Raw genomic sequence first — 24,101 nt, 5'->3', positions numbered from 1 at the left:
CGGTGACCTGCGCTGCAGATCAGCGCCAGCAATCGGCCGTGCTGCTGCCCTGCGCCAGCTGCAGATTGCCTTGCCGGCCGTCCTGGGTCAGCGTGTAGTTGCCGCAGCGGTCCTGCTGCTGCGCCCCGGGCCGGCGCGTGGCCACCAGGGTATAGCGCGCAGCACTGTTGCCTTGGGCAAAGCCGATGGTGTAGCGCTTGTCGGGCAGGTCCTGCCAGCTAAGCTGGGTGGGCAGTTCCAGCGGATAGACGCCGTTGGCCGTCGCGGCACGCTCCAGCCATTGCGCGGCCTGAAAAAGCCCCGTGCGGGCCTCCGTGCGGTGGCCCCGGCGCAGGTATTCGCTGTAGCTGGGCCAGGCCACCGCGCTCAGGATGCCGATGATGGCCAGCACCACCATCAGCTCCACCAAGGTCCAACCTGCGCGTGTCGTGGAGGCGCGATTCTGCATAGTGACTCCTTTCATCGCGCCTGGCGCCAGGTGGGCCGGATCGGCACTTCGGGCAGGTCGCGCAGCGATTCACCATCGATGCGGATGCGCTGCTGGCCCTCGTCATCGCGCAGGCGCAGCAGCGCATGCGGGCCTGCGCCCAGCGACATGCGCGAGGCCTGGCCATCGGCCTGCGGATCAAAGAGCCCATCGCCATCGGTATCGAGCAGCTGCAAGCGCGGCCGCAGGCCATCGATGCTATTGAGCAGGCTGAAAAACTGGCGTTGCGCTGTGCCTGGCCCCGGCTCGCAACGCTCCTGGCCCGGCTCTCCCTGCGCGCCATGGCTGGCATGCGCCGGCACCTCGCTGATCACCGCCAGCAGGTTGCTGCCGCTGTAAAAGCGCAGCGGCTGCAGCAGGCGCTCGCCTGCCACGGGCAAATCCAGGAACCACCCCCGGTGGCGGTTCCAATCCAGCGCATCGGCGCCTTCGCTTTCGTCAGTGCGCCAGAACATGCGGCGGTCGCTGCTGCGCGCCTGCACGGGGCGGGGGCTGATGCGGCGCTGCAGCAGCTGGCTGTGCGCCACCGGCCCGGGCAGATCGGCATCGCTGCCCAGCGCCGACTGGCAATCCGCATCGGCCGCCGACGCGCAGACCGCCACCCGCTCGCCGCGCTCGCCCACGAGCTTGTAGCGGGTGGTATCGAGCACCGCATAGAGGCTCTGCACGCGGTCGTCTTGCGGATCCTGGCGGCTGGCATTGCGGCCGGTGCCAAAGGCGACCACCAAGCCACCGACAGGCACCTGGCGCTGGCCGCCCGCCTGCTGCAGCGTGCGCAGACGGTCATTGCTGCGCACCAAGGGCGCCGTGCTGATGGGTTGGCGCCATGTGCGCTGGCCAGGCGCGCTGCGCGCGCCGCCCCGGGCTTGGTAGAGTGGCACGCCGGCAGTGCCATGGTTGCTGGTCGTTGCCGCCAGTGCACCCCACTGCGCCACACCCCATTGCGTGTCATCGTCCGAGCTGATCAGAAACTTCCAAAGATTGCCCTGGTTGTCGCCGGCATAGACCACATCGGGGCGGCCGTCGCCATTGATGTCGACCAGGCGCGGGGCCGACAATCCGTTGTCCTCCAGCTGGCTGCAATGCGCCTGGGGCGGCGTTTGCTGCCTGCAGGCCTGCGCCGATGCATTGCCCGTCGCCACCAAGCGCAGCAGCTCACGCCCGCCATCGAGGTACTGGATCAACAGCACCGGGCGGCCATTGGCGCTGTTGTAGCCATTGCCCAGCACCAGCGCCCAGCGGCCATTGTTCAGTTGTGCGATCTGCGTTGTGCGCTGCGGGTCGATGTCATCGCGGGACGGGCTGGCGGTGATATGGCCGATATCGGCAAAGGCCTCGGCCAGCTGTGTGCAAGCCTGCAGCGCGGCGCCCGTCTCCGCATCGCAGCGCGGCGCAGATTCCGTCGCATGCCAGCTGCGGTCCATCAGCACCAACTCTGACGCCTGCCCCTCGGCAAAGGCCGTCTCCGGTTCAGTGACATCAAGCACAAAATAGCCCTTGCCCCCGGCGCCCAGGGTGCCGGCCAGCAAGCTGCGCCAGCGCGGGCTGCTGGCGCTGCCCAGGTTGGCGTCACCCGCCAGCGGCGAGCCATCGACAAAATAGCGGTGCTGGCCATCGTAGGCCGGGCTGGTCAAGCCCTGCAGGCTGGGGATCACGCCCCGGGGCACATAGGCTATTTTTTCCTCGCCCGTATGGGCCGAGAAGCCGTGCAGCATGCCGTCATTGCCGCCGACATAGAGCATGGGCAGGCGGTTTTGGTGGCGCAGCACAAAGTCCAGATAGCTCGCCTCGTGGTAGCGGGCCGAAGGCTTGCCCAGGTACCAGATCTGCGAATGCACGATATCGCCTTGGCGCGAATGCCGGTTGCGCAGGTTACCGCCATGCTGCACTTCATGGCGGCGCTCGCCTCGCAGGTAGTTAAGGCGCTGCTCACCGCTGGCCTGGCCTTGCGCGCTATCGGCAGGGCCTTGCAGGGCCCGCTTGTGCGCAGCACTCAAGTAGATGTCATCTGCCGCCCAGCGAAAAGGCACGCCGCGCTGCTGCACATCGCCCCAAGTCAGCACCAGGCGCTGCTGCCAGGCGATGGCATCGAGCTTGTCAGCCGTTGTCTGCCCACGCCAGCCGGGCGCCGGCTGCAAGCGGCCATTGCTGCCCATGGCCTGGGCCTGGATGGCGCCGGACCAGGCCCGGCCCGGGTCATAGCTGGCGCTGAACAGCAAGGCATCCTGGGCAATCGCCTGGCTGGCGCTGGCGGCACCAGTGCTGGCCGTGACTGCGCCTGGGCCGGCCGCACCTTTGCCGGCCGCACCGCCTGCCTGCTGGGCCTGTATCTCGCTGAAAATACTGCGCAACGCATGGGCCACATCCTGCCCATGCGTTGCGGCATAAAAGCGGCCCCGCCCATTGAGCGCCGCATGCCACAAATCCAGCGCACGCACGCCCTCGCCGTGCGCCTGCATATCGGGCCAGCGGACGTCGCCGCTGGCCAGCGCGGCAAAGCTGCCGTCATAGCCCAATGGCAGTTGCTGCGTGGGCGCCAGAATCTGCTGCGCACCCGGCCAGGTGCTGGCATCCAGGCCAATGCCGACCGTGTAGGTCTGCAGATGGGGCCAGCTGGCGGGGTTGTAGCGCGGGTTCCAGTAGCGCTCCAGCACGGCATTCCGGCCGCTTCCATCCCCAAAACGCTCCCGGGGCGGTGCCTGGCGGTAACCGGCGTCAGGCGCCAGACTGCCGCTCAGGCCTGCCCGCTGCAAAGGGTCGGCCCAGCCGCGAAACGCCCAGTCCGCCAAGGTGCTTGGAACCGCATCGCTGTAGAGCTGGGTGGCAGCCCTTTGCGCGGCACTGCCGCCGCCGTAGACCTGGCCGTCGGGCAGCACCTTGGCGCGGGTGTGGTCGTCTTGCGCACCACCGGTAGCAGGCCCCGCCCAGCGGCTGCCCGCCAGCACAATGTGGTAGTTGCGGCGGCAGCCCAGGTAGGTATTGCTGGCGCCGGTGGCAGCGCCCGGCTGGCTAGCCCAGGGCCCTTGCGGGCTGAGGGGCCGGCGCAGGTAGGCATCGGCCTGGCCGAGCAGGTGGTGCAGGTCACTGCGGTGGCCGCTGCCCAGCGAATCGGCAAAGGCCAGAAAATGCTGGCGATGGCGGCCCTGCAGCGCCTGCATGCCATTGGTGGCCAAGCGCGGGCTGTTGACCGTGCTGGCCCCGGGCCTGCGCCGCTGGCCCTGCACCATGCCACCGGGCCCGCCACCAGGCGCAGCGCCATGGTTCCACATCGCCTGCCAGGCCAGGCGGATGGTGCCATCGGGCAGTTGCTGTCCATCGCCCAGCACCTCCTTGAGGGCATGGCGCAGCACGGCGATGCGCTGCGCCCGCGCATCCCAGCGGCCGTCGCCACCCGGCGCCGTGATGCTGGCGACTCCAGGCTCGGCGCTGCCCATGCGGCGTTGCATGGCGGCCGAGTCATCGATGGAGACGATGATATTGGGCGCCACCCAGGCGCTGGCACCGCTGGCAGGCGCGGTGGCCAGCTCCAAGGGCCAGGCGGCGGCGGGCAGCAGCGCCAGGCTGAGCAGCGCAGCCTGCCGCTGGCTTGCGGTATTGGGCAGTACAACCCAGCTTGGTCTTGTTCCATCCATAGCTGCCTCTCAGTCTTTGCGCCGGGGGCGGGCGTAGCTTTGCTCCAGCACCACCAGGGTGTCCGGCTTTCTGCCAAAGGCCGCCGCGGTGATGCGGTAGACCACATGCGGCGTCAGCCCGGCAAGTTCCAGCTGGTGGGCCGGCGCATTGCTGATGAGCCCGGGCTTGCTGTCGGTATAGGGGATGACTTCGATCCAGTACCAGCCGCCGGTGTCGGGCGCGCTCCTGTCCGCCAGGATGGGATGGGCCGGGTGGTCTGCATCGCCCAGCTGCGCGCCGGTGTACTGGCCATAGCGCGCGCCGGTGCCGGCCCGCATCAGCGCAAACAGGTCCTGCTCGCCCGCGCGACGGGCTGCTGTGCCCGCTGCCGGCGCATTCCAGATATCCTGGCGGCCGACCCGCTTGGCACAGAGCGCGTCGATGCAGCGCTGCGGCTGGGCGCTGAGCTGGGCCAAAAACACCGGCACGTCGGCGTTCTCCAACGGCACACGGGTGGTGCCGCCGCTGCGGCACACCTGGGCCGAGGCACCCTGGGGCAGGCCGCCATAGGCACAGGGCCGGCCATCGGCCCGTTCGCCACGGATATCCAGTTCGGCATCAAGCAGCAAGGCCTCTGCCGCCTCGAACGCCCGCTGGTAATCGGCATCGTTGCCGGCCACCAACTCGCCATACCAGGCCGTGCGCGCCGACCACAGTACCAGCAGCATCGACAACATGCCAAAGACCAGCACCGTCAGCAAGGCTGCGCCCCGGGCGCGGTGACGGCCATGGCAATAGCGAGCGTGGCGGGGCCTTGTCATAGGCTGCCCTGGCTGCGCAGCTGGAACAGGTTGCGAAAGCTGCGGTGCATGCGCCCTTGGCGCGCGCCGGGCAGGTCGGCCAGCTCCACCCATTCACCGTCGCAACCGGTGTAGCCGCTGCCGGCAGGCAGTGGGCCAGCTTGGCGGCCAAATAGCACCAGGCAGACCTCGACCGCAACAACCTGCGACCAATCGCCGCTTGCCTGCTGCGCATTGACGTACTGCAGCTGCGGCTGCGCCGCGCCCGCCGCCTGCATGCGCAAATAACGCAGGCGAAAGGCCGCGACGTTGTCCACCAAGGGCTGCGGCGATGCAGCGGTATCGTTGCCACCACAGCGCAGCACCTGACCACGCAGGCTAAAGCGCGATTCCAGCCGCAGATCGGCGCTGGCATCCACCGGCCCGCCCAGGCAGTTGCGCGCTTGGGCAGCCAGGCCGGCTTGGGCAAAGACGGGCTGCATGTAGCGCCGCAAGCCGGCCGCCAGGCTGCTATCGCTGCCCCGCAAGGCATCGGCGCGCGGCACATAGCCGCGGGCGCTGCCCATCGCCGGGGCTGCCGTCTCAAAAGCTGCTGGCGTCAACGCGGTGCTGAGCGAGGGGTCCGCACCGGCGGGCAGCTGCAGGTTCAGGTACAGGCTGCCCGATGGGCGCAATTGCTGGCCGATGACGCGCAAGGCATAGCTGGCCTGCTGCTGCAGATGGCTGGCGTCGCTCACGGTGCCTGCCAGGCTGCGCGAGGTCAGCAAGGCGACGCTGGCCGCGGCCACCACCAGCAGGCCCAGCGCCAGGCCCACCATCAGCTCGACCAGGCTAAAGCCATGCTGTCCGCGATCCATGGCGCGGCGCCGCGTGCCGATCAGATCGAAGGCCCATGCGGAATGACGCTGGTCCAGCATATCAAGTCCCTCCGCAGTGGTAGTGCACGGCGCTGCCCATGCGCTCTGCCGTGCAGCGTGCGTTCAAGGCCAGGTACTGCAGGTGGCAGCTGTAGCGCAGACCGCCATCGCCATCCTGGCAGACTACCTCGCCGCCGCGTTCCTCCACTGCATCTGCGCCCCCTCCCTCGCCCACTCGGCGGGTGGCATCGACCAAGTCCCAGTACAGCGCCGGATCGGAGGCACCCAAGGGGGCATGCGTACTGTCACGCCAGCGGACCATCACGCCCAGCTGGCGCCGGTTGGCGCCCACCGCTTCGCCGGGCGCCAGAAAAATCCGGGACTGCCCCAGTGGCAAACTGCGCGCCACCTGCAGGCGCCATTGCGCCAATTCATGCTGCGCCAGCTCAGCGGCGCTGCAAGCCTGCGCACTGCAGGACCTGGGCGGCGCTGCCGCAGCATGCTGCCAATCGCTCAGATAGTGCTCCAGCTGGTCCCAGGCACGGGGGTTGGCGCGTATGCGCTCGCCCAGGTCTTCGATCAATCGAATGGCCTGCACACGCCGGGTGCTGGTCTGCACATCGGCGAGCGTGCGCAGCTGCATGGCCAGCATCGCCAACACGCCCAACACCAGCACCACCATGGCCACCAGTGACTCCAGCAAGCTGATGCCACGTGAGAATGAGGCCTGCGGGTGGGTGGGCACGAAGATGCGCATCGCCTAGCTCCTGGGGCTGCAGCTGGGGCCGTCGACAACCCGCACACGCCCACCCCGGCTGGTGCACAGGCCCTTGGCGGCTGGGTGCTCCAGCGTTTTTCCCTCGGGGAGCAGCGCAAAGGCAAAACCTGCCACCGGCATGCCCCAGCGGTCAAAGCGGATACCTTCACCCAGGCTGTTGCGCTGCACCTGCAGGCCCGGCGGCGTTTCAAAGCGCTGCACTACCGGTGCATCGTCGGCGCACTGCTGCTGGCCCAGCGCATGCACACAGACCTGCCATCCGCAGCTCCAGTCACTGCTGGTGGCTTGTGCCCGGCAATGCCCGCTGTCGGCAATCCTCTGCAAGGCCACAAGGCCACTGCGCTTGATGGCTTCGGAGCGCGCCAGAAATACCGCAGAATGCATGGCCTCGAGCGACTGCCGCACGCGCCAGCGCTGCAGCAGCCCGCTCGCACTGGGCACGGCCAGGCTCGCGATAATGGCCAGCACGCTGACCACTACCATCAGCTCGACCGTGGTCAACCCGCTGTGCCGGCACCCGCGTTGATGCTTCAATAAATTAATTAAAACTATTGAATTCATGTGATTGATTATTTATGCTTCACACGACGGCGTAAAGTCTTTTTTCGATTTAAAAATTAAATGCGCTGGGGCTGACAGCAGTGCCAATGCAGAGCCGGCGCGGTGTTGCGCCGATAATCATCGAGCAGGGCTGACCCTCCATGCCCTGCCCCTCCGTACCAGCCCTATTGCGACCAAGCTCCATGACTGATCCACACCTGCAAACCGCGCTGGAACTGGCTGCCAGCGCCCTGTTCATTACCTCCCCCAATCCCCGCGTAGGGTGCGTGCTGGTCGCCGCAGACGGCCAGGTGATCGGCCAGGGCCACACCCAGCGCGCGGGTGGGCCGCACGCAGAAATCATGGCCTTGCGCGATGCGGCCGCCCGCGGCCACAGAACCGCAGGCGCGACCGCCTATGTCACCCTGGAGCCCTGTGCACACCAGGGCCGCACGGGGCCTTGCTGCGATGCGCTGGCCGCCGCTGGCATTGCCAAAGTGGTGGGCGCCATCACCGATCCGAACCCGCTGGTCGCGGGCATGGGTTTTGCGCGTCTGCGCGCAGCGGGGGTGGAGGTCGTGGTCTGCGCGCCCGAGGACGGCGGCGAGGCTTCGCGCGAACTCAACATCGGCTTTTTCAGCCGCATGGTGCGCAAGCAACCCTGGGCGCGGCTCAAGGCCGCCATGTCGCTCGATGGCGCCACCGCCTTGCCCGATGGCAGCAGCCAGTGGATCACCGGCGAAGCAGCCCGGGCCGATGGCCACCACTGGCGCGCCAGGGCCTGCGCCATCCTGACGGGCGTGGGCACCGTGCTGGCCGATGATCCGGCGCTGGATGTGCGCTATGTGCAGACGCCTCGGCAACCGCGCCTGGTGGTGCTGGACAGCCAGCTGCGCACTCCCCCGCAGGCCCGCATTTTTGCCGCAGAGCGCGAAGTGCTGGTCTACACCCACAGCGAAGACAGCGCGCGCCAGGCGGCGCTGCAAGCCGTGGGCGCCACCATCGTGCGCCTACCGCCTCCACACGCCGCAGGCCCTGCCCACCGCATCGACCTGGCCGCCCTGATGCAAGACCTGGGCCAACGGGAAGTCAACGAGCTGCATGTCGAAGCGGGCGGCATCTTGAATGGCGCGCTGCTGCAGGCAGGCCTCGTCGACGAGTGCCTGCTCTACCTGGCGCCCAAGCTGCTCGGCCAGGGCCTGCCCGCGTTTGCCGGCATGGCGCTGCAAAAGCTGGATCAGGCGCCCGCCTTGGATATTCGCTCGATCGAGCCCTTGGGCGCCGACCTGCGCGTGCTCGCCCGGATCCAGGGCCATGGCGCTTTCTGATTCAAGCGCATTAGAGCCTCTCACACGACCCAGCAAACCGAAGGTTTGCGGTTGAGACGATGCGCCAAGCCGCAGGCAGTGCAGGCGTACGACAAGGCTTGGTGCGGCCGGCCAGGTAACGACGTATCAAGGGTGGTGTTAGGGGCTCTTGGCGTAGCCCAGGCAGGCGCCCGCATTGGGCAGCCCCTTGCATTCGCGCAGCAGCCGGCGGTCGCGCTCGGCCAGGGTTTCGGCACTGCTGCTGCGCTGGCGTTTGACCTTGACTCTGGCCGGCTTCTTGGCCGCCTGCGTGGCCTCGGTCTTTTTCTTGCGCGCGGCCCAGGCGTTCTCGGGCGGCATGGCCATGGCCGCCAGCAGCAGCACCAGTGTGGAAAAGCGCAGTGATCGCAGCATAAGCAGGCCTCCTATTGGCTATCGATGCAATATCTTCGAATGTTTTCAGCAATCCTAGCGGCAGGCCTGCAGCAACGGCCCAGGCACAAACCCTGTTGAGCAGCCACCCCGCTTGCTGCAGCGTTGCTGCGCCACGACGCAGGAGCAGCATCTGGCTGTACGACAGCACCGCCAAAGCAGCCACGCGGCCACCGCAAGGGCTTGCGCTCACGCACAATAGCGCCAGCCCACTGATTGAACCTGCCGCCATGCCGACTGCTTTGCCAACCTCTGCCCTGTCTCCATTACGCCCCCCTGAGACAACATCCTGGCCCAAGCTGCGGCGCGGGCTGGTGATAGTGTGTGCGGCGGTGCTGCTCGCCGGCTGCGCCAGCAAGCTGCCCACCCAGGTCGACAGGCCGGTCTCATCGGCCCAGCCGCCAGCGGCCAGCAGCCCGCTGGTGCAGATCAGCCAGCAGCGCCAAAAGGCCGAGAGCAAGGCAGGCCCCGGGGTGTCGGGCTTCGAGATACTGGCCGGTGCGCAAGCCGCTTACGGCGCACGCCTGGCGCTGGTGCAAGGCGCCAAGCACACGCTGGATGTGCAGTACTACGCCATCCATGCCGATGCCAGCACCGCGCGCCTGCTCGAAAGCGTCGTGAATGCCGCGCGCCGGGGCGTGCGCGTGCGCGTGCTGCTCGACGACTTCCATGGCACCGGGCGCAACGCCCAGGTGATGCGCCTGGCCTTTGAGCCCAATATCGAGATGCGCATGTTCAACCCGCTGCCCGGTGACCGCGACTCGCCGATCAGCCGCATGTGGAACGCGGCCACCGATTTCCAGCGCGCGCAGCAGCGCATGCACAACAAGCTGTTTTTGGCCGACAACGTGATGGGCATCATGGGCGGGCGCAACCTGGGTGATGCCTATTTCGACAACGACGAGAGCTCCAACTTCCTGGACACCGATGTGCTCGTCATGGGACCCGCTGTGCAGGACTTGTCGAGCAGCTTTGACAGCTACTGGAACAACAAGCGCGCCTATCCGGTGCAGTCGCTGATCAGCAAAAAGACCTTGGAAGATATGCAGCAGGCCTACCAGGCCCGCCCCGGCAAAGGGGGCGATGACGATACGACGAATGTGGCATCCGAGCCCGCTGCCCGCAGCGCCAGCAGCGGCGGCGCGCTGCCCTCGCCGCCCGATGGCGAGCCCCGCCCGGGCGGCGCCATCTCCGACGAGCAGCGCGAGCGCGCCTGGGACATGCAGCCAGTGGACCTCCAGGCCGTCCCGCTGGTCTGGGCCCATTCGGTGGTGATGGCCGATGCGCCCAGCAAGATACCGGCGGTCGATTCCGACGGCCAGACCAACGCGCTGAGCGCCGCGCCCGGCGTGCTGGACAACAAGCGCCTGGCGCAGCTGCGGGCGCTGGCTGAAACCCGCAACCCTGGCCACAGCCCCAGTGCCGATTCGGTGGTGGACGGCCTGGTGCAGCTGCTAAGTTATGCCAAAAAGGATTTGCTGATCGTCTCGCCTTACTTTGTACCCGGCGAATCGATGCGCCAGGCGTTCAAGGATGCCGTGCAGCGCGGGGTGCGCGTGCGCATTCTGACCAACTCGCTGTCGTCCAACGACGCGCCCATTGCCCATATCGGCTACGCCCGCCACCGCGAGAACCTGTTGCGCGATGGCGTGGAGCTGTACGAGCTGGTCAGCGACGAGAGCGATCTGCGCGCCGCCTTTGGCCTGGGCAGCGGCCAGAACAGTTTTCGCGAAGGGCGGCGTGTGATGCTGCACAGCAAGGTGCTGGTGCTCGATGGCCAGTTGCTGGTGGTGGGGTCGATGAACCTGGACCAGCGCTCCAAGCTGCAAAATACCGAAATCGCCGTGCTGGTGCGCAGCCGCAAGCTCTCGGGGCAGGCTGCCGGCATGATCGAGAAGGGGCTGGAGAGCGCCGCTTGGCATGTGGTGCTCAAAGACGGCAAGCTGCTGTGGCAGGCGCCGCAGAACAGCCGCTTGAAAGACCAGACCACCGAGCCCGATGCCAGTCTGCCGCTGCGGCTGATGCTCAAGATCATCAGCCCCTTTACGCCCGACTCTTTGCTTTAAACGCTGCCATAAACAGGCGCTTGCAGCAGCGTCTGCCGCTGCAAGTCATCCAGCCACACGGTGATCGCTGCCTGGTCGGTCATCACCCGCACATGCTGGTAGGCGTCCTCGGCCTCGGGGAAGGCCCGGCGCATCAGGTTGAGCCACTGCTTCAAGCGGCCAGCGCGCTGGCGTGGCTCCAGGTCCTCGCAGACCAGCTGCCAAAAGCGCAGCAAGGCGGGCAGCAGGTCCGGCCATTGCACATCGCGCATGCCGGCGGGCAGCGGCAGACCATCGCGCTCGGCCACCGCTTTGCGGATGCGCCAGGCCAGGCCCGGATCGGCCACAATGCCGCGGCCGAGCATCAGGTCCTGGCAGCCGGATTCGGCCTGGCAGCGCAAGGCATCCTCCACGGTCCAGATCTCGCCATTGGCCACGACGGGGATGCGCACGGCCTCGCGGATGCGCGCAATCTGGTCCCAGTAGGCAGGCGGGCGGTAGCCATCGAGCTTGGTGCGGCCATGCACGACCAGCTCGCAGGCGCCGGCCTCCTGCATCGCCAACGCGCAGTCCAGCATCAGCGCCCGGTCTTTGAAGCCCAGGCGCATCTTGGCCGACACCGGCATGGCCGCAGGCACCGCGCCGCGCACCGCGCTGACCACCGCATGGATGGCGGCCGGGTCCTGCAGCAAGGCGGCGCCGCCGCCATGGCGGTTGACCACCTTGGCCGGGCAGCCAAAGTTCAAATCGATCCCCTCGGGCGACAGCGCCGCCAGCTGCACCGCATTGGCCGCCATGCTGGCGGCATCACTGCCCAGCAGCTGGGCGCGCACCGGGGTGCCAGCTGCCGTGCAGCTACCGTTGCGCAACTCCGGCATGGTGCGCAGGTAGACCTTGTCGGGCAGCAAGCTGCCGGTGATGCGGATGAACTCCGAGACGCAGCGGTCGGCGCCGCCAATGCTGGTGAGCACATCGCGCAGCACAAAATCGAGCAGGCCCTCCATGGGCGCGAGCAACAAGCGCATGTGGGCCCCGTTCAGACCATCGGGCCGATCACCAGGCCACCTGCAGGCGCCACAGCGTGGTCATCTCGGCCGCGCGGGCCTGGTGCAGCGGGTTGGCCGCATCCTGGGCCTTGGCGTGGCGCGGGCGGATCTGGTTCTTGCCCACCACCTGCAAGCCGGCCTCGGCGATCCAGCTGAGCAGCTCCTCGCGGCTGCGCAGTCCCAGGTGCTCGGCAAAGTCGGACAGGATCAGCCAGGCCTCGCCACCGGGCACCAGGTGGGCGGGCACCCCGGCCAGAAAGCCGCGCAGCATGCGGCTGCCTTCGTCATACACGGCGCGCTCCACGGGCGCGCTGGGCTTGGCCGGCACCCAGGGCGGGTTGCAGACCACCAGCGCGGCCTTGCCTTCGGGGAACAGATCGGTCTGCGCCAGCTCCACGCGCTGGTCCACGCCCAGGCGCTGCAGGTTCTCCTTGGCGCAGGCCAGGGCACGCGGGTCGGTATCGGTGGCCAGCACCTTCTGGATGCCGCGGCGCGCCAGCACCGCAGCGATCACGCCGGTACCGGTGCCGATGTCATAAGCCAGCGACTGCTTGGCCAGCGCGGTGGGCAGCGGCGCCTGCGCAATCAGGTCGACATACTCGCCGCGCACCGGCGAGAACACGCCGTAGTGCGGGTGGATGCGGTCATAGGCCTTGGGCGCCAGCTTGGCCAGCGCGGGAATTTCCACGCCCTTTTTGCGCCACTCATGCGCGCCCACCAGGGCCTGCAGCTCGCGCAGCGACACGACCTGGGGCAGGTCGCCTACGGGCTCGCCCCAGGCATCCACACAAGCGGCCTGCACCTGCGGCGCGCGACGCAGGCTGATTGCATACTGCGGGTCCAGCTCGATCAGCACCATCGACAGCACACGGGCGCGCTGCGCCTGCAGGTGGCGCTGCTGGTGGAAGGGCAAAGCCACCTGGGGGGTGGGCATGCCGGTGGCGCTGGCTGCGGCAGGCTTTTTCTTGGCCTTGCGCTCGCCGGTCTTGTCCAGGCGGCGGGCCAGCGACTGCAGCAGCATGCGGGCATTTTGAAAGTCACCGCGCCACAAGAGCGCCGTGCCCTCGCAGGCCAGGCGGTAGGCCACATCGGCGGGCATGGTGTCATCGGCCAGCACCACACGGGCAGTAGGCCCAGTGCCGCGCTCGCAGCGCCAGCGGGCGCTGCGGGGCTCGCCGCCTTCCTCCCAGTGGATGGTGGGAAAACTCTCTGGCTGGGCAGTGGTCATACAAATGCTTTCTGGGGCAGAGCGGCGAGGCGCCAGCTGCCAAGGGGGAAAAAACAAAGAGGCCGTCCAAGACGGCCTCTTGAGAGCAAGGCTGCCCCGCCCTGCCTACGCAGGGCCGGTGCAGGCCCGGCCAGCAAGGATCAGCGGTTCATCAAGGAGCGCTGCATGCGCACTTCTTCGATCTTGATGGCACCCACCGTCGCCGTCTTGGCGGTCGACATCTCGCGCTTGAAACCGGCAGACTCGTGGAAACGCAGTGCGCGCTCATTGCGCAGCGGCACCCAGGCGGTCACCGAGGTGCAGCCTTCTTCGGACAGGCCATCACGCGCGGCATCCCACAGCGCCACGCCTACGCCCTGGTCCCAGTGGGTAGGGGCAGCATAGATCGCCCAGATCTCACCGGTCGTGGGGCGGGTCTTGGCATCGCGCGAGCGGTCAAAACCGATGAAACCGACGATCTTGTCGTTTTCAACGGCCACTTGCACCTGCGGCTCACAGTATTCGATGGCTTCGCGCCAGTAAGCCTGGCGCTTTTCGACGGAAGAGATGGACTTCAGTTGGTCATCGGGCAAAACACCGCGATAGCTCTCCACCGAAGCGGCGGCATGGATTTGGGCAATGGCTTTGGCATCACGGAGAGTTGCGGGACGAACCTGGATAGTTTCAGACATGGATAACCGAAAACAAAAATCAATGAATTAACCAAAAAGCACGTATATCTCGTCGTACACTGCGACCATCACGCCCGGCCGGGTGTCAAGTGGGGATGGAGCACCCTGAGGCTCAACATCCACCCACCTGCAACACACCATGGCTCACGCAGCATCAGCAGGCAACAAGGCACTGCTGAAGGCTTTTTTAAGGGCATATGGAAGAGTCAGCGCGTGAACAGCGCGCTAGAGAGTATGGTGCGCGAAAGCCCGCCATTGTCTCACTCCTGACATCATTTGGGTAGCCCCACAATAGGCTTGTAGGTCAATTTGTGCAGGGGTTTGCAAATGACTGCATTTGCGCTAGGCGTTTACCCGAAGTACACCCCTGCCTATAAATCAAGGTCTTAGCGCATGAAGCTGCGAGCCAACCACCGCATCAGCCCATCAAAGCGCCGGCCATAAGGCGGATAGAGCCAGGCCGCGCCCGACCAGCTGCCTTGACGCAGCACAGGCTTGGCATGAGAAAAGCGCATGAATCCATGGTAGCCATGCAGTGCGCCCCATCCGCTCTTGCCCCAGCCACCAAACGGCAGGGCCCCATGGGCAAACTGCAGCAGGCAGTCATTCATGCACATGCCAGCAGCCCGCACGCGCTGCGCCACATCGCGGCCCTGGCGGCGGTCCTGGCCAAACCAGTACAGCGCCAGCGGTATCTCGCCGTGGTTGATGGCCGCAATCGCCTCCTCGCGGTCGTCGTACTGCAGCACCGGCAGCACCGGGCCAAAGATTTCCTCTTGCATCAGCTGCATCTGCGCGCCCACGCCCAGCACCAGCGCGGGCACCAGCTGGCGGCTGATGCCATCACCGATACGGCTTTGGGAGACCTCCGCGCCGCCGCCTTGCAGCCGAATCACCTGGGCGCCGGCCTGCTCGGCCTGGGCCAGCATGCCCAGCAGCCGGCTGGCATGGGCGGCATGGATGACCGAGGTGTAATCGGGGTTGCCCTGCAGCTGTGGGTACATGCGTTGCACGGCCAGGGTATAGGCCTCGACAAAGGCGGCAGCGCTGCTGCGTGGCAGCAGCACATAGTCGGGCGCAATGCAGGTCTGGCCGGCATTGAGCAGCTTGGCATGGGCAATCTTGCGGGCCGCGTCCTGGATATCGCAGCTTTGCTCCAGCAGGCAGGGCGATTTGCCGCCCAGCTCCAAGGTGGTGGGCACCAGCTGGTTGGCAGCGGCCAGCGCCACCTTGCGGCCAGTGGCGGCCGAGCCGGTGAACAGCAGGTGGTCCAGCGGCAAAGCCGCCAGCTCGGCCGAAGCGCCGGCATCTCCCGCCAGCAGCGCCACCTCGTCATCGGCGAAATAGCTGGGCAGCAACTGGGCGAGCAGCGCCATAGTCTGCGGGGTGTACTCGCTGGGTTTGATGATCACGCGGTTGCCCGCAGCCAGCGCGCTGACCAGCGGCCCCAAGGACAGCAACAGGGGATAGTTCCAGGGAGCGATCACCCCGATGACGCCCAGCGGCATGGGCTGCACCCAGGCGCGCGCAGGCCACAAATGCCAGGGCGTGGCCTCAGGCCGGGGCGCTGCCCAGCGCCGCAGAGCGCCCAGCGCCTGGCGCAGCTGGCTGTGCAGCGGCAGCAATTCCGTCAAGGTCGTCACCCGCGCCGAGCGCTGGCCAAAATCGGCCTGCACGCTGGCGCACAGCCGCGCCTCGTTGTCCTGCAGCAGCTTTTGCAGCCGCAGCAAGCGCTCGCGCCGCAGCAGCAGCGGCGTATCGGCCTGCGCGCGGCTGGCCGCGCGCATGGCCTCAAAACGGCTGTGCAACTCGCTCACATCCATAGCATGGCCCCATAAAAAAACCCGGTCTGCATCAGGCACAACCGGGCTTTGTACACAAGGCAGGCCGCAGCCTGCGTCAGGTCAGTCAGTGTTGTGAACGGATTTCACGAGGCTCCACGTCCGTCACATCGATCACGGAAGCACGCATGCCCGAGGGGCTGGCGGCCGATTCAGCAGCGCGTGCGCCCTTGTTGGCAGACCAGCGCGCCGTGCTGCGGTAGACCGTGGTCCAGCCCGACGCGGGATTCATCTTGAACGCAAAAGGCACCACAGGTTTGCCGGTGACTTTGGCCCAGAGCAGGCGCACAGCCCAGAGCATGGCAGCGATGGCGGCCACCACCATCAGGCTGACAAAAAACACCAGACCAGCCAGCACCATCGCAATTCGCAAAGTCCAGCTCACCACAGTTGCCAACAACTCGTTCAACGCACTTCCTTTCATCGCTGTATGACAGCGCTTGTTACCCATGTTATGCCGATGGCAGGCTTTTTCAAGCCCCTTGCACTGTCAACAAGCATATCGCAGCGTAAAGATGGTGGGTCATGCATGGTTATGCATGGCCCACCGCCAAGGGTACTACTGCACCTCGGCCTTGCCAAAATGGAACTCGCCCGGTGCCTGCACCGGATCCACTGTCACCGGGATACGGCTCTTGGGCGGGTAGACACCTTCAAGCAGCAAGCGCGACAGCGGGTTCTCGATGCGCTGCTGGATCGCCCGCTTGAGCGGCCGCGCACCAAACACCGGATCAAAGCCCACCTTGGCCAGCTCGGCCATGGCCGCATCGGACACCTGCAGGTGCAGGTCCATCTTTGCCAAGCGATTTTCGAGCTGGTGCAGCTGAATGCGTGCAATCGACTCGATGTGCTGGGCATCCAGAGCGTGGAACACCACGGTTTCATCGATGCGGTTGAGGAATTCGGGCCGGAAATGGTTTTTCAGTTCCCCCCAGACCGCGTCTTTTACATCCTCATACGATTCGCCGACCATCGCCTGGATCAGTTGCGAGCCAATATTGCTGGTCATCACGATCACGGTGTTCTTGAAGTCCACCGTGCGCCCCTGGCCATCGGTCAGGCGACCGTCGTCGAGCACCTGCAGCAGGATGTTGAACACATCGGGGTGGGCCTTTTCCACCTCGTCGAGCAAGATCACGCTGTAGGGCTTGCGGCGCACGGCCTCGGTCAGGTAGCCACCCTCGTCATAGCCCACATAGCCCGGAGGCGCACCAATGAGGCGCGAGACCGAGTGCTTCTCCATGAACTCGCTCATGTCGATGCGGATCAGGTGGTCTTCGCTGTCAAACAAAAAGCCCGCCAGCGCCTTGCACAGCTCGGTCTTGCCCACGCCCGTGGGGCCCAGGAACAGGAAGGAGCCTGTGGGCCGGTTCGGATCGGACAGGCCCGAGCGCGAGCGGCGGATGGCGTTGGACACAGCAGAGATCGCCTCATCCTGGCCGACCACACGCTCGTGGAGCTTGTCTTCCATGCGCAAGAGCTTGTCACGCTCGCCCTGCATCATCTTGGAGACCGGAATGCCCGTGGCGCGGCTGACAACCTCGGCAATCTCTTCGGCGCCCACTTGCGTGCGCAGCAGCTTGTGGCCCTTGTCCTTGGCCCCTTCGCTTTTCTCGTCGGCCTGCACTTCGGCCAGCTGCTTCTCCAGGGCGGGCAGCTTGCCGTACTGCAACTCGGCGACCTTGTTGAAGTCACCGCTGCGCGTGGCTTCCTGGATCTGGAAGCGCACCTGGTCGAGCTCCTTGCGCAGCTGCTCCGAGCCCATCGCGTCGGCCTTCTCGGCCTTCCAGATCTCTTCCATGTCGGCGTATTCACGCTCGATCTTGGACAGGTCCTCTTCGATCAGCGACAGGCGCTTTTGCGAGGCCTCGTCCTTTTCCTTCTTCATCGCCTCGCGCTCGATCTTGAGCTGGATCATGCGGCGCTCAAGCTTGTCCATCACCTCGGGCTTAGAGTCGATCTCAATCTTGATCTTGGCAGCCGCCTCGTCGATCAGGTCGATGGCCTTGTCAGGCAGGAAGCGGTCGGTGATATAGCGCGCCGACAGCTCGGCCGCAGCCACAATCGCCGGGTCGGTGATGTCCACGCCATGGTGGGCTTCGTACTTTTCCTGCAGGCCGCGCAGGATCGCAATGGTGTCTTCCACCGAGGGCTCGTTGACCAGCACCTTCTGGAAGCGCCGCTCCAGCGCCGCATCCTTTTCGATGTACTTGCGGTACTCGTCCAAGGTGGTCGCGCCAATGCAGTGCAGCTCGCCGCGCGACAGCGCGGGCTTGAGCATATTGCCCGCATCCATCGCGCCATCGGCCTTGCCAGCGCCGACCATGGTGTGGATTTCGTCAATGAAGAGGATCACCCGGCCCTCTTCCTGCGCCACTTCCTTGAGCACGGATTTGAGGCGCTCTTCAAAGTCTCCCCGGTACTTGGCACCAGCGAGCAGGCCGGCCATATCCAGCACCAGCACTTTCTTGTCGCGCAAGGTGTCGGGCACTTCGCCTGCGACGATACGCTGGGCCAGGCCTTCGACGATGGCTGTCTTGCCCACGCCAGGCTCACCGATCAGCACAGGGTTGTTCTTGCTGCGGCGCTGCAGCACCTGGATGGTGCGGCGGATCTCGTCATCGCGGCCAATGACCGGGTCGAGCTTGCCCAGCTTGGCGCGCTCGGTCAGGTCCAGCGTGTATTTCTTCAAGGCTTCGCGCTGGCTTTCGCCGTCAGCGCTGTCCATGGATTGGCCGCCGCGCACGGCGTCAATCGCCGCCTCCAGCGCCTTGCGGCTGAGGCCACCCTCTTTGACGATACGGCCGGCCTCACCTTTGTCATCGGTGAGGGCGAGCAAGAACAGCTCGCTGGCATAGAACTGGTCGCCGCGCTTGATGGCTTCCTTCTCGGTGGCCTGCAGCATGCGCTGCAGATCGGGCCCCACCGTCACCTGGTCCTGGCCTTGCACCTGCGGCAGGCGCTTGATCGCGTGTTCTGCCGCCGTGCTCATCGCCGTGGCATTGGCGCCTGCGCGCGCCAGCAGCGATTTGGGGCCATCGGGCTGGCGCAGCATGGCTGCCAGCACATGGACCGGGTCGATATAGGCGTTGTCATTGCCCAGGGCCAACGATTGGGCGTCGGCCAGCGCTTCTTGAAATTTGGTTGTCAGTTTGTCGATTCGCATGAATGTTCCCCACTCAACAATTGTTACTGGGGAATATTTTGCGCTGGACGCCGTATTTTCAAGAACCTCGCCGCACATATAGCTTCTGTCGGCCCACGTCGCCAAGTGCTGTGCGCCGTCTCCTACGCCCTGTGGACATCGCAGCGAGGCGGCCACGCTCCCCGTGCCTATTGCAGCAGCAATGGGGCGGAAAAAGCTTGCGCCCGGTCAATGCCGCTGCAATGAGGCCCGTTTTTTAGCTCTGGTGCTGGGGCAGGCCCCAGCGCGCCATCGCCGCCTCGTCGCTGACGCGGGCATCGACCCAGCGCGCGCCTTGGGGCGTGTCTTCTTTCTTCCAGAATGGCGCTTCGGTCTTGAGGTAGTCCATCAAGAACTCGCAGGCCTGGAAGCTCTCACCCCGGTGCGCCGAGGAGACGGCGACCAGCACAATCTGGTCGCCAGGCGCGAGCAGCCCCACGCGGTGGATGATGCGGGCGCCAAAAATGTCAAAACGCTGGCTGGCGGCCTCAACCATCTGGGCGATCGATTTTTCCGTCATGCCCGGGTAGTGCTCCAGCTCCATCGTCGCCACCTCGCTGCCCGCATTGCGGTCGCGCACCGTGCCGACAAAGCTGCAGACCGCGCCGATGCGGCCATCGGCGGCGCGCAGCAGGCGCAGCTCCTCGCTCACATCAAAGTCAGCGGTCTGGACGGCGATATGGGTGTGCAGCATGGCGGTATCTCGGCGAAAAAAGCATCAAGGCCGAAGCCTAGCATGCCCACCGGGCCCTGCCACAAACCATGGCAGGCCACCCCAGCTTCGCGATTGCGGCACACTGGTGGCCCTCTGCAAGCTTTGGGCTGCTGGAATGCCCACGCTCCACCGGCTGCCCGCACGCTTGCAGGACCTGTTTTCTCTTTGGATGCTTTCCATGCCCAGTCAGACCCTGAATGCCCACGGCTTCCTGCTCTACCCCAATCCGCGCAACCAGCACCGCATTGTGTTTGAGCACCACGTGTTCGTGCCCTACCCTTACGCGATCATCGACATCCCGGCGATGGACCTGGTCGGCAAGACCAGCGTTTATGCCGCCTGCCGCGAGAGCGACCGGAAAATGGGCCAGGTCGTGACCTTTGAGTTGGAAGAAGATGTGGCCCGCTTTGAAAAGCGCTTTACGCCCTGAACGCGCACCTCACCTGATGGATACCCATGCAAGACGGCAGCCAAATCTTTGTCCCTGATTCCTTCATCGCCCTGTTCCAGGGCCGCAACCAGCGCCTGCGCCAGCCGCTCGCTGACATCGCCCAGCGCTATGAGCTGTGCGAAGACCTGGCGCAGATGCTGGTCGAGCAGGCGCAGATCCTCTACCACCAAAGTGCGCCCTCCGAGAGCGCCATCCTGCAGACCATCTACAGCGGCCTGCAGGCGCCAGACGCGGGCGTCAGCGCGGAGGAAGCGCGCTGGGTGGTGCTGCGCCTGGCCGAACTGCTGGAATGGAAAGCGCCCGAGCTACTGCTGCCCAACCCCGCAGAAGATGGCGCTGCTTAAGGATTCCTAACCGCCAGTCACCGGCGGAAAAAACGCCACCTCGGCCCCCGCCTCCAGCACCGCGCTGTCGTCGCTGAGCACCTGGTTGACGGCGGTGCGCACCGCGCGCCCCCGCGCCAGGCAGCTGGCATAGGGCTCGCCGCGCGCGAGCAGGGCCTCGCGCAGCTCTGCGACGGTGGTGGCCTCGGTGGCAAAGGCCTCGCTGCCGCTACCAATGGCCTCGCGGATACTTGCAAAATAGCGCAGTTGCAAAGTCTTCATCGTCATCTCCTCGCCCTCCTCAGCCCAGCAGCTGGGCAAAGGGCACAAAGCGCACGGTATCGCCCTGCGCAATGGTCTGGCCGGGCGGGTTGTCGACCAGGCCATCGGCCCAGACGGCCGAGGTCAGCACGCCCGAGCCCTGATTGGCAAAACGGTCCAGCCCGCCTTGCGCATTGACGCGCACGCGCAAGAATTCGCGGCGCTTGTCGGCTCGCGGCCAGTCAAAATCGGCACGCATATCGATCGCCTGCGGCGCCAGCGCCTGCACGCCTTGCAGCCGCAGCAGAAAAGGCCGCACCAAAAGCGCAAAGGTCACAAAGCTGGACACCGGGTTGCCCGGCAGGCCGATGAAATGGGCCTGGCCCACGCGCCCATAGGCAAAGGGCTTGCCCGGCTTGACGGCAATCGCCCACAGGTCAAGCCTGCCCAAGGCCTGCACGGCCGCCTTGACGTGGTCTTCCTCACCCACCGACACACCACCACTCGTCAGTACCAGGTCGCTGTGCTGCGCGGCGGTCTGCAGCGCAGCGACGGTGGCCTCGTAGCTGTCGGGCACGATGCCCAGGTCGCGTACCTCGCAGCCCAGGCGCTGGAGCATGGCGCGCAAAAAGAAGCGGTTGCTGTTGTAGATGCTGCCCAAGGGCAGGTCCTGGGGCGCCACGTCGCCGGGCATGACCAGCTCGTCACCGGTGGAGAACAAGGCCACGCGCGGGCGCCGGGCCAGTGGCAGGCGGGCGCAGCCCATGCTGGCAGCCAGGCCCAGCTCGGCCGGGCCCAGGCGCGTGCCGGCCGCCAACACCGTGCTGCCCAACTGCATGTCTTCGCCGCTTTTGCGGATGTTCTGCCCGGCTTGGACGGCCGTGTTGATCTGCACCCGGCCATCGTCCAGCACGGTGCATTCTTCCTGCATCACCACCGCATCGGCGCCCGCAGGCACCGCTGCCCCGGTAAAGATGCGGGCGGCGGTGCCCGCTGCCAGCGGCTCGCCGATGCTGCCCGCTGGAATGCGCTGGCTGACCGGCAGGGCCAGTGCGGGCCCGCTCAGGTCGGCCGCGCGCAGCGCATAACCGTCCATCGCGCTGTTGTCGAAAGGCGGCACCTGCAAGGCAGCGACCAGGTCCTGCGCCAGCACGCGGCCGTCAGCATCAAAGGTGTCCAGCAGCTCATGGCCCGCCAGCGGCTGGGCATGGGCCAGCAGCTCGGCCAGGGCGGCATCGAGGGATTTCAGGGGGGGACGGGGCTGGCTGTTCATCTCAATCATTCCTTCGGTTATCGGCCGCCTGCAATCGGGCCGACCATCGCAACGGCCCGCTCACCCGGCGGTATCGGTTGCAAATACACAAGGCGGGGTATAGGCAAAGCGGGCGCTGTGCACCAGCAGCCACTGCGCCACGGCAGCGGGTGCATCGCGGGGCAGCTGCGGCAGGGCGGTGGCGGGCAGCAGCTGGCGGGCGGGTGACAGCACCACGGCCTGCACGGCCGCATCCTGCGGATAAAGCGGCGCCTTGCCGTTGGCCTCTGGCGCATTGGCCAGCACCTCCAGCTTGGGCAGGTCGCAGTCCTTGAAGCCCTCCACCAGCACCCAGTCCACCCGGCTGTCGAGCTGGGCGATCAGCGCATGCACATCGGGCTCCTGCGTCTTTGGCAGCTCGCGCATCAGCACCACGCGCTGGTCGGAGGCAGCCAGCACCTCAAAGGCGCCGGCCTGGCGGTGGCGCCAGGTGTCCTTGCCAGGGGTGTCGATGTCAAAGCGGTGATGGGTATGCTTGATGACCGACACCTGCTGGCCGCGCGCGATCAGCACGGGGATGACCTGCTCGATCAAGGTCGTCTTGCCACTGCCCGAATAGCCTGCAAAACACACGACCTGCATACCCGCCTCCTTGATGATTCCACGGCCCGCCAAGGCACCCAGACACGCGGCGGTAGCGGCAGCTTAGCCGGCTCAGCGGCAGTGGTCCTTGATATAGGTCTTGACCTGGTCCACATCGGCGGGCATCACCACCACGCGCTTGGGCAGGTCTTCGATGCCGTCAAACTTGGCCGGGCGCTCGGGTGTGCGGCCCAGCGCCTCTTCAATGGTGGCGGCAAACTTGATCGGCAAGGCCGTCTCCAGCACGATCATCGGCTCGGCACCCAGGTGCTCGCGTGCCACCTTCACGCCATCGGCGGTATGGGTGTCGATCATCTGGCCCAGGCGCTGGAAGGTGTCCTGGATGGTGGCCAGGCGGTCGGCATGCGTGCTCTTGCCGCTGACAAAGCCGTAGCGGCCGGCCGCATCCTGGAAGGCCGGATCAGCCTGCAGGTCAAAGCGGCCCTCTTGGGCCACGCCTTGCGCAAACAGCTGCTGCAGGCGGGCGCCATCGCGGCCCACCAGATCGAACACAAAGCGCTCGAAGTTGCTGGCCTTGGAGATGTCCATCGAGGGGCTGGAGGTCTCGAAGGTGTGGGCGGCACCGCGCACCTGATAGACACCGGTGCGGAAGAATTCGTCCAGCACATCGTTTTCGTTGGTTGCCACCACCAGCTTGGCAATCGGCAGGCCCATCTGGCGCGCCACATGGCCGGCGCAGACATTGCCGAAGTTGCCGCTGGGCACCGTGAAGCTCACCTTCTCGCTGTTCTGGCTGGTGGCCTGCAGGTAGCCGGCAAAGTAGTAGACCACCTGGGCCAGCAGACGGGCCCAGTTGATGGAGTTGACGGTGCCGATCTTGTACTGCGCCTTGAAGGCATGGTCATTGCTGACCGCCTTGACGATGTCCTGGCAGTCGTCAAACACGCCTTCGATGGCGATGTTGTGGATGTTCTCGTCTTGCAGGCTGAACATCTGTGCCTGCTGGAAGGGGCTCATGCGGCCGTGCGGGCTGGTCATGAACACACGCACACCCTTTTTGCCGCGCATCGCGTATTCCGCCGCGCTGCCGGTGTCACCACTGGTGGCACCCAGAATATTGAGCTCTTCGCCACGGCGCGCCAGTTCGTACTCGAACAGGTTGCCCAGCAGCTGCATGGCCATGTCCTTGAAGGCCAGGGTGGGGCCATTGGAGAGCGCCTCGATCATCAGTTGGCCTTCGAGCTGGCGCACTGGAACAATCGCCGCCGTGCCGAACACCGCTTCGGTATAGGTCTTGTTGCACAGCGCGCGCAGGTCATCGGCGGGGATGTCGTCGATGTACAGCGACAGGATCTCGAACGCCAGCGCGGCATAGCCCTTGCTCTTGAGCGTCTCGCGCAGCGCGGTCAGCTTGGCGTCGTCAATCTGCGGGTAGTGCACCGGCATGTACAGACCGCCATCAGGCGCCAGGCCCTCGAGCAAAATGTCGCAAAAACGTTTTTGTTCGGCATGGCCGCGCGTGGAGAGATACAGCATGGAGGGTGCGAAATAAGTGGACACAGCCCGCGCACGGGCAAGGAGCAACTGCTTATTATCCTGCAGTCGCCAGTACTGGCACAGCTTGCGCAGGAATGTGGGGCGCAGCAGCCGGCAGCAGCGGCCAGGCTG

22 protein-coding genes are annotated in these 24,101 nt (G+C 66.0%); 4 read left to right on the top strand and 18 right to left on the bottom strand.

Translation table 11 applies throughout. The features are described 5' to 3' along the window. Positions 1–19 precede the first annotated feature (19 nt). The 6 genes from DCO45_RS05125 to DCO45_RS05100 are packed head-to-tail and all read right to left on the bottom strand — an operon-like array spanning position 20 to position 7,017. Positions 20–448 carry a type IV pilin protein gene (locus tag DCO45_RS05125; protein ID WP_116924798.1) on the bottom strand — a complete coding sequence of 143 codons (429 nt, stop codon included), beginning with the start codon at positions 446–448 and terminating at the stop codon, positions 20–22. Positions 449–459: 11 nt separating this feature from the next. After that, positions 460–4,119: a PilC/PilY family type IV pilus protein gene (locus DCO45_RS05120; RefSeq protein ID WP_116924797.1), complete on the bottom strand. Its 3,660-nt coding sequence runs from the start codon at positions 4,117–4,119 to the stop codon at positions 460–462. A gap of 9 nt (positions 4,120–4,128) precedes the next feature. After that, complete coding sequence (locus DCO45_RS05115) at positions 4,129–4,920, bottom strand: pilus assembly protein PilX (RefSeq protein ID WP_243419246.1); 792 nt, start codon at positions 4,918–4,920, stop codon at positions 4,129–4,131. Beyond that, positions 4,917–5,816: a prepilin-type N-terminal cleavage/methylation domain-containing protein gene (locus tag DCO45_RS05110; protein WP_243419245.1), complete on the bottom strand. Its 900-nt coding sequence runs from the start codon at positions 5,814–5,816 to the stop codon at positions 4,917–4,919. The genes DCO45_RS05115 and DCO45_RS05110 overlap by 4 nt, the downstream gene beginning before the upstream one ends. Position 5,817: 1 nt before the next feature. Further along, the gene (gene pilV, locus DCO45_RS05105) at positions 5,818–6,513 is read right to left on the bottom strand and encodes a type IV pilus modification protein PilV (RefSeq protein ID WP_243419244.1); all 696 of its coding nucleotides are present in this window, start codon (positions 6,511–6,513) and stop codon (positions 5,818–5,820) included. Between the two features lie 3 nt (positions 6,514–6,516). Beyond that, a complete protein-coding gene (locus DCO45_RS05100) occupies positions 6,517–7,017 on the bottom strand; it encodes a GspH/FimT family pseudopilin (RefSeq protein WP_165841123.1) in 501 nt (166 codons plus the stop codon). Between the two features lie 260 nt (positions 7,018–7,277). Here DCO45_RS05100 and ribD point away from each other — a divergent pair, with 260 nt between their 5' ends. Next, positions 7,278–8,402, top strand: coding sequence for a bifunctional diaminohydroxyphosphoribosylaminopyrimidine deaminase/5-amino-6-(5-phosphoribosylamino)uracil reductase RibD (ribD, locus tag DCO45_RS05095; protein WP_116924795.1), 1,125 nt, complete (start codon positions 7,278–7,280; stop codon positions 8,400–8,402). A gap of 138 nt (positions 8,403–8,540) precedes the next feature. Here ribD and DCO45_RS05090 read toward each other — a convergent pair whose 3' ends face one another. Further along, entirely contained in the window at positions 8,541–8,795 is a 255-nt protein-coding gene (locus DCO45_RS05090; RefSeq protein WP_116924794.1) for a hypothetical protein, read from the bottom strand. Between the two features lie 248 nt (positions 8,796–9,043). On the opposite strand from DCO45_RS05090, the gene DCO45_RS05085 reads away from it, so the two are divergent. After that, positions 9,044–10,879, top strand: coding sequence for a phospholipase D family protein (locus DCO45_RS05085; protein ID WP_116924793.1), 1,836 nt, complete (start codon positions 9,044–9,046; stop codon positions 10,877–10,879). On the opposite strand, the gene DCO45_RS05080 is transcribed toward DCO45_RS05085, so the two are convergent. The 7 genes from DCO45_RS05080 to moaE all read right to left on the bottom strand — a co-directional run bounded on the left by DCO45_RS05080 (position 10,876) and on the right by moaE (position 19,522). Further along, the gene (locus DCO45_RS05080; RefSeq protein WP_116924792.1) at positions 10,876–11,883 is read right to left on the bottom strand and encodes a tRNA-dihydrouridine synthase; all 1,008 of its coding nucleotides are present in this window, start codon (positions 11,881–11,883) and stop codon (positions 10,876–10,878) included. The genes DCO45_RS05085 and DCO45_RS05080 overlap by 4 nt on opposite strands. 28 nt (positions 11,884–11,911) lie before the next feature. Then, entirely contained in the window at positions 11,912–13,132 is a 1,221-nt protein-coding gene (locus DCO45_RS05075; RefSeq protein WP_116924791.1) for a class I SAM-dependent methyltransferase, read from the bottom strand. A 140-nt stretch (positions 13,133–13,272) separates the two neighbouring features. After that, positions 13,273–13,803 carry a GNAT family N-acetyltransferase gene (locus tag DCO45_RS05070; RefSeq protein ID WP_021025922.1) on the bottom strand — a complete coding sequence of 177 codons (531 nt, stop codon included), beginning with the start codon at positions 13,801–13,803 and terminating at the stop codon, positions 13,273–13,275. 386 nt (positions 13,804–14,189) lie between these two features. Further along, positions 14,190–15,665: an aldehyde dehydrogenase family protein gene (locus tag DCO45_RS05065; protein WP_279324799.1), complete on the bottom strand. Its 1,476-nt coding sequence runs from the start codon at positions 15,663–15,665 to the stop codon at positions 14,190–14,192. 46 nt (positions 15,666–15,711) lie between these two features. Next, on the bottom strand, positions 15,712–16,053 hold the full coding sequence (locus tag DCO45_RS05060) for a hypothetical protein (protein WP_021025923.1): 342 nt from the start codon (positions 16,051–16,053) through the stop codon (positions 15,712–15,714). A gap of 150 nt (positions 16,054–16,203) precedes the next feature. Next, positions 16,204–18,810: an ATP-dependent chaperone ClpB gene (clpB, locus tag DCO45_RS05055; protein ID WP_116924789.1), complete on the bottom strand. Its 2,607-nt coding sequence runs from the start codon at positions 18,808–18,810 to the stop codon at positions 16,204–16,206. Between the two features lie 235 nt (positions 18,811–19,045). Beyond that, positions 19,046–19,522, bottom strand: coding sequence for a molybdopterin synthase catalytic subunit MoaE (gene moaE / locus DCO45_RS05050; protein WP_116924788.1), 477 nt, complete (start codon positions 19,520–19,522; stop codon positions 19,046–19,048). A gap of 199 nt (positions 19,523–19,721) precedes the next feature. Here moaE and DCO45_RS05045 point away from each other — a divergent pair, with 199 nt between their 5' ends. Together DCO45_RS05045 and DCO45_RS05040 are read left to right on the top strand one after the other, a co-directional pair. Beyond that, a complete protein-coding gene (locus DCO45_RS05045) occupies positions 19,722–19,973 on the top strand; it encodes a hypothetical protein (RefSeq protein ID WP_116924787.1) in 252 nt (83 codons plus the stop codon). Between the two features lie 26 nt (positions 19,974–19,999). Beyond that, positions 20,000–20,338 carry a hypothetical protein gene (locus DCO45_RS05040; protein WP_116924786.1) on the top strand — a complete coding sequence of 113 codons (339 nt, stop codon included), beginning with the start codon at positions 20,000–20,002 and terminating at the stop codon, positions 20,336–20,338. Between the two features lie 6 nt (positions 20,339–20,344). On the opposite strand, the gene moaD is transcribed toward DCO45_RS05040, so the two are convergent. The 4 genes from moaD to thrC all read right to left on the bottom strand — a co-directional run bounded on the left by moaD (position 20,345) and on the right by thrC (position 23,969). Further along, the gene (moaD, locus tag DCO45_RS05035) at positions 20,345–20,599 is read right to left on the bottom strand and encodes a molybdopterin converting factor subunit 1 (RefSeq protein WP_116924925.1); all 255 of its coding nucleotides are present in this window, start codon (positions 20,597–20,599) and stop codon (positions 20,345–20,347) included. A 19-nt stretch (positions 20,600–20,618) separates the two neighbouring features. Next, positions 20,619–21,851, bottom strand: a complete 1,233-nt coding sequence (gene glp, locus DCO45_RS05030) for a gephyrin-like molybdotransferase Glp (RefSeq protein ID WP_116924924.1) — start codon at positions 21,849–21,851, stop codon at positions 20,619–20,621. 60 nt (positions 21,852–21,911) lie between these two features. Next, positions 21,912–22,472, bottom strand: a complete 561-nt coding sequence (gene mobB / locus DCO45_RS05025; protein WP_116924923.1) for a molybdopterin-guanine dinucleotide biosynthesis protein B — start codon at positions 22,470–22,472, stop codon at positions 21,912–21,914. A gap of 72 nt (positions 22,473–22,544) precedes the next feature. Then, positions 22,545–23,969, bottom strand: a complete 1,425-nt coding sequence (thrC, locus tag DCO45_RS05020; RefSeq protein WP_116924785.1) for a threonine synthase — start codon at positions 23,967–23,969, stop codon at positions 22,545–22,547. Between the last annotated feature and the right edge of the window lie 132 nt (positions 23,970–24,101).

Origin of the sequence: Comamonas sp. JNW (assembly GCF_003105075.1) — a bacterium.
Lineage (GTDB): Bacteria > Pseudomonadota > Gammaproteobacteria > Burkholderiales > Burkholderiaceae_C > Comamonas > Comamonas squillarum.
The sequence above is the reverse complement of the archived record's forward strand: the minus strand, read 5'-3'. Positions and strand labels throughout refer to the sequence as shown.

What these genes read in the sequence shown, in the direction of transcription:
- DCO45_RS05125 (WP_116924798.1), bottom strand. Translation starts at nt 448, where the DNA reads ATGCAGAATCGCGCCTCCACGACACGCGCAGGTTGGACCTTGGTGGAG.
- DCO45_RS05120 (WP_116924797.1), bottom strand. Translation starts at nt 4,119, where the DNA reads ATGGATGGAACAAGACCAAGCTGGGTTGTACTGCCCAATACCGCAAGC.
- DCO45_RS05115 (WP_243419246.1), bottom strand. Translation starts at nt 4,920, where the DNA reads ATGACAAGGCCCCGCCACGCTCGCTATTGCCATGGCCGTCACCGCGCC.
- DCO45_RS05110 (WP_243419245.1), bottom strand. Translation starts at nt 5,816, where the DNA reads ATGCTGGACCAGCGTCATTCCGCATGGGCCTTCGATCTGATCGGCACG.
- pilV (WP_243419244.1), bottom strand. Translation starts at nt 6,513, where the DNA reads ATGCGCATCTTCGTGCCCACCCACCCGCAGGCCTCATTCTCACGTGGC.
- DCO45_RS05100 (WP_165841123.1), bottom strand. Translation starts at nt 7,017, where the DNA reads ATGGTAGTGGTCAGCGTGCTGGCCATTATCGCGAGCCTGGCCGTGCCC.
- ribD (WP_116924795.1), top strand. Translation starts at nt 7,278, where the DNA reads ATGACTGATCCACACCTGCAAACCGCGCTGGAACTGGCTGCCAGCGCC.
- DCO45_RS05090 (WP_116924794.1), bottom strand. Translation starts at nt 8,795, where the DNA reads ATGCTGCGATCACTGCGCTTTTCCACACTGGTGCTGCTGCTGGCGGCC.
- DCO45_RS05085 (WP_116924793.1), top strand. Translation starts at nt 9,044, where the DNA reads ATGCCGACTGCTTTGCCAACCTCTGCCCTGTCTCCATTACGCCCCCCT.
- DCO45_RS05080 (WP_116924792.1), bottom strand. Translation starts at nt 11,883, where the DNA reads ATGCGCTTGTTGCTCGCGCCCATGGAGGGCCTGCTCGATTTTGTGCTG.
- DCO45_RS05075 (WP_116924791.1), bottom strand. Translation starts at nt 13,132, where the DNA reads ATGACCACTGCCCAGCCAGAGAGTTTTCCCACCATCCACTGGGAGGAA.
- DCO45_RS05070 (WP_021025922.1), bottom strand. Translation starts at nt 13,803, where the DNA reads ATGTCTGAAACTATCCAGGTTCGTCCCGCAACTCTCCGTGATGCCAAA.
- clpB (WP_116924789.1), bottom strand. Translation starts at nt 18,810, where the DNA reads ATGCGAATCGACAAACTGACAACCAAATTTCAAGAAGCGCTGGCCGAC.
- moaE (WP_116924788.1), bottom strand. Translation starts at nt 19,522, where the DNA reads ATGCTGCACACCCATATCGCCGTCCAGACCGCTGACTTTGATGTGAGC.
- DCO45_RS05045 (WP_116924787.1), top strand. Translation starts at nt 19,722, where the DNA reads ATGCCCAGTCAGACCCTGAATGCCCACGGCTTCCTGCTCTACCCCAAT.
- DCO45_RS05040 (WP_116924786.1), top strand. Translation starts at nt 20,000, where the DNA reads ATGCAAGACGGCAGCCAAATCTTTGTCCCTGATTCCTTCATCGCCCTG.
- moaD (WP_116924925.1), bottom strand. Translation starts at nt 20,599, where the DNA reads ATGAAGACTTTGCAACTGCGCTATTTTGCAAGTATCCGCGAGGCCATT.
- glp (WP_116924924.1), bottom strand. Translation starts at nt 21,851, where the DNA reads ATGAACAGCCAGCCCCGTCCCCCCCTGAAATCCCTCGATGCCGCCCTG.
- mobB (WP_116924923.1), bottom strand. Translation starts at nt 22,472, where the DNA reads ATGCAGGTCGTGTGTTTTGCAGGCTATTCGGGCAGTGGCAAGACGACC.
- thrC (WP_116924785.1), bottom strand. Translation starts at nt 23,969, where the DNA reads ATGCTGTATCTCTCCACGCGCGGCCATGCCGAACAAAAACGTTTTTGC.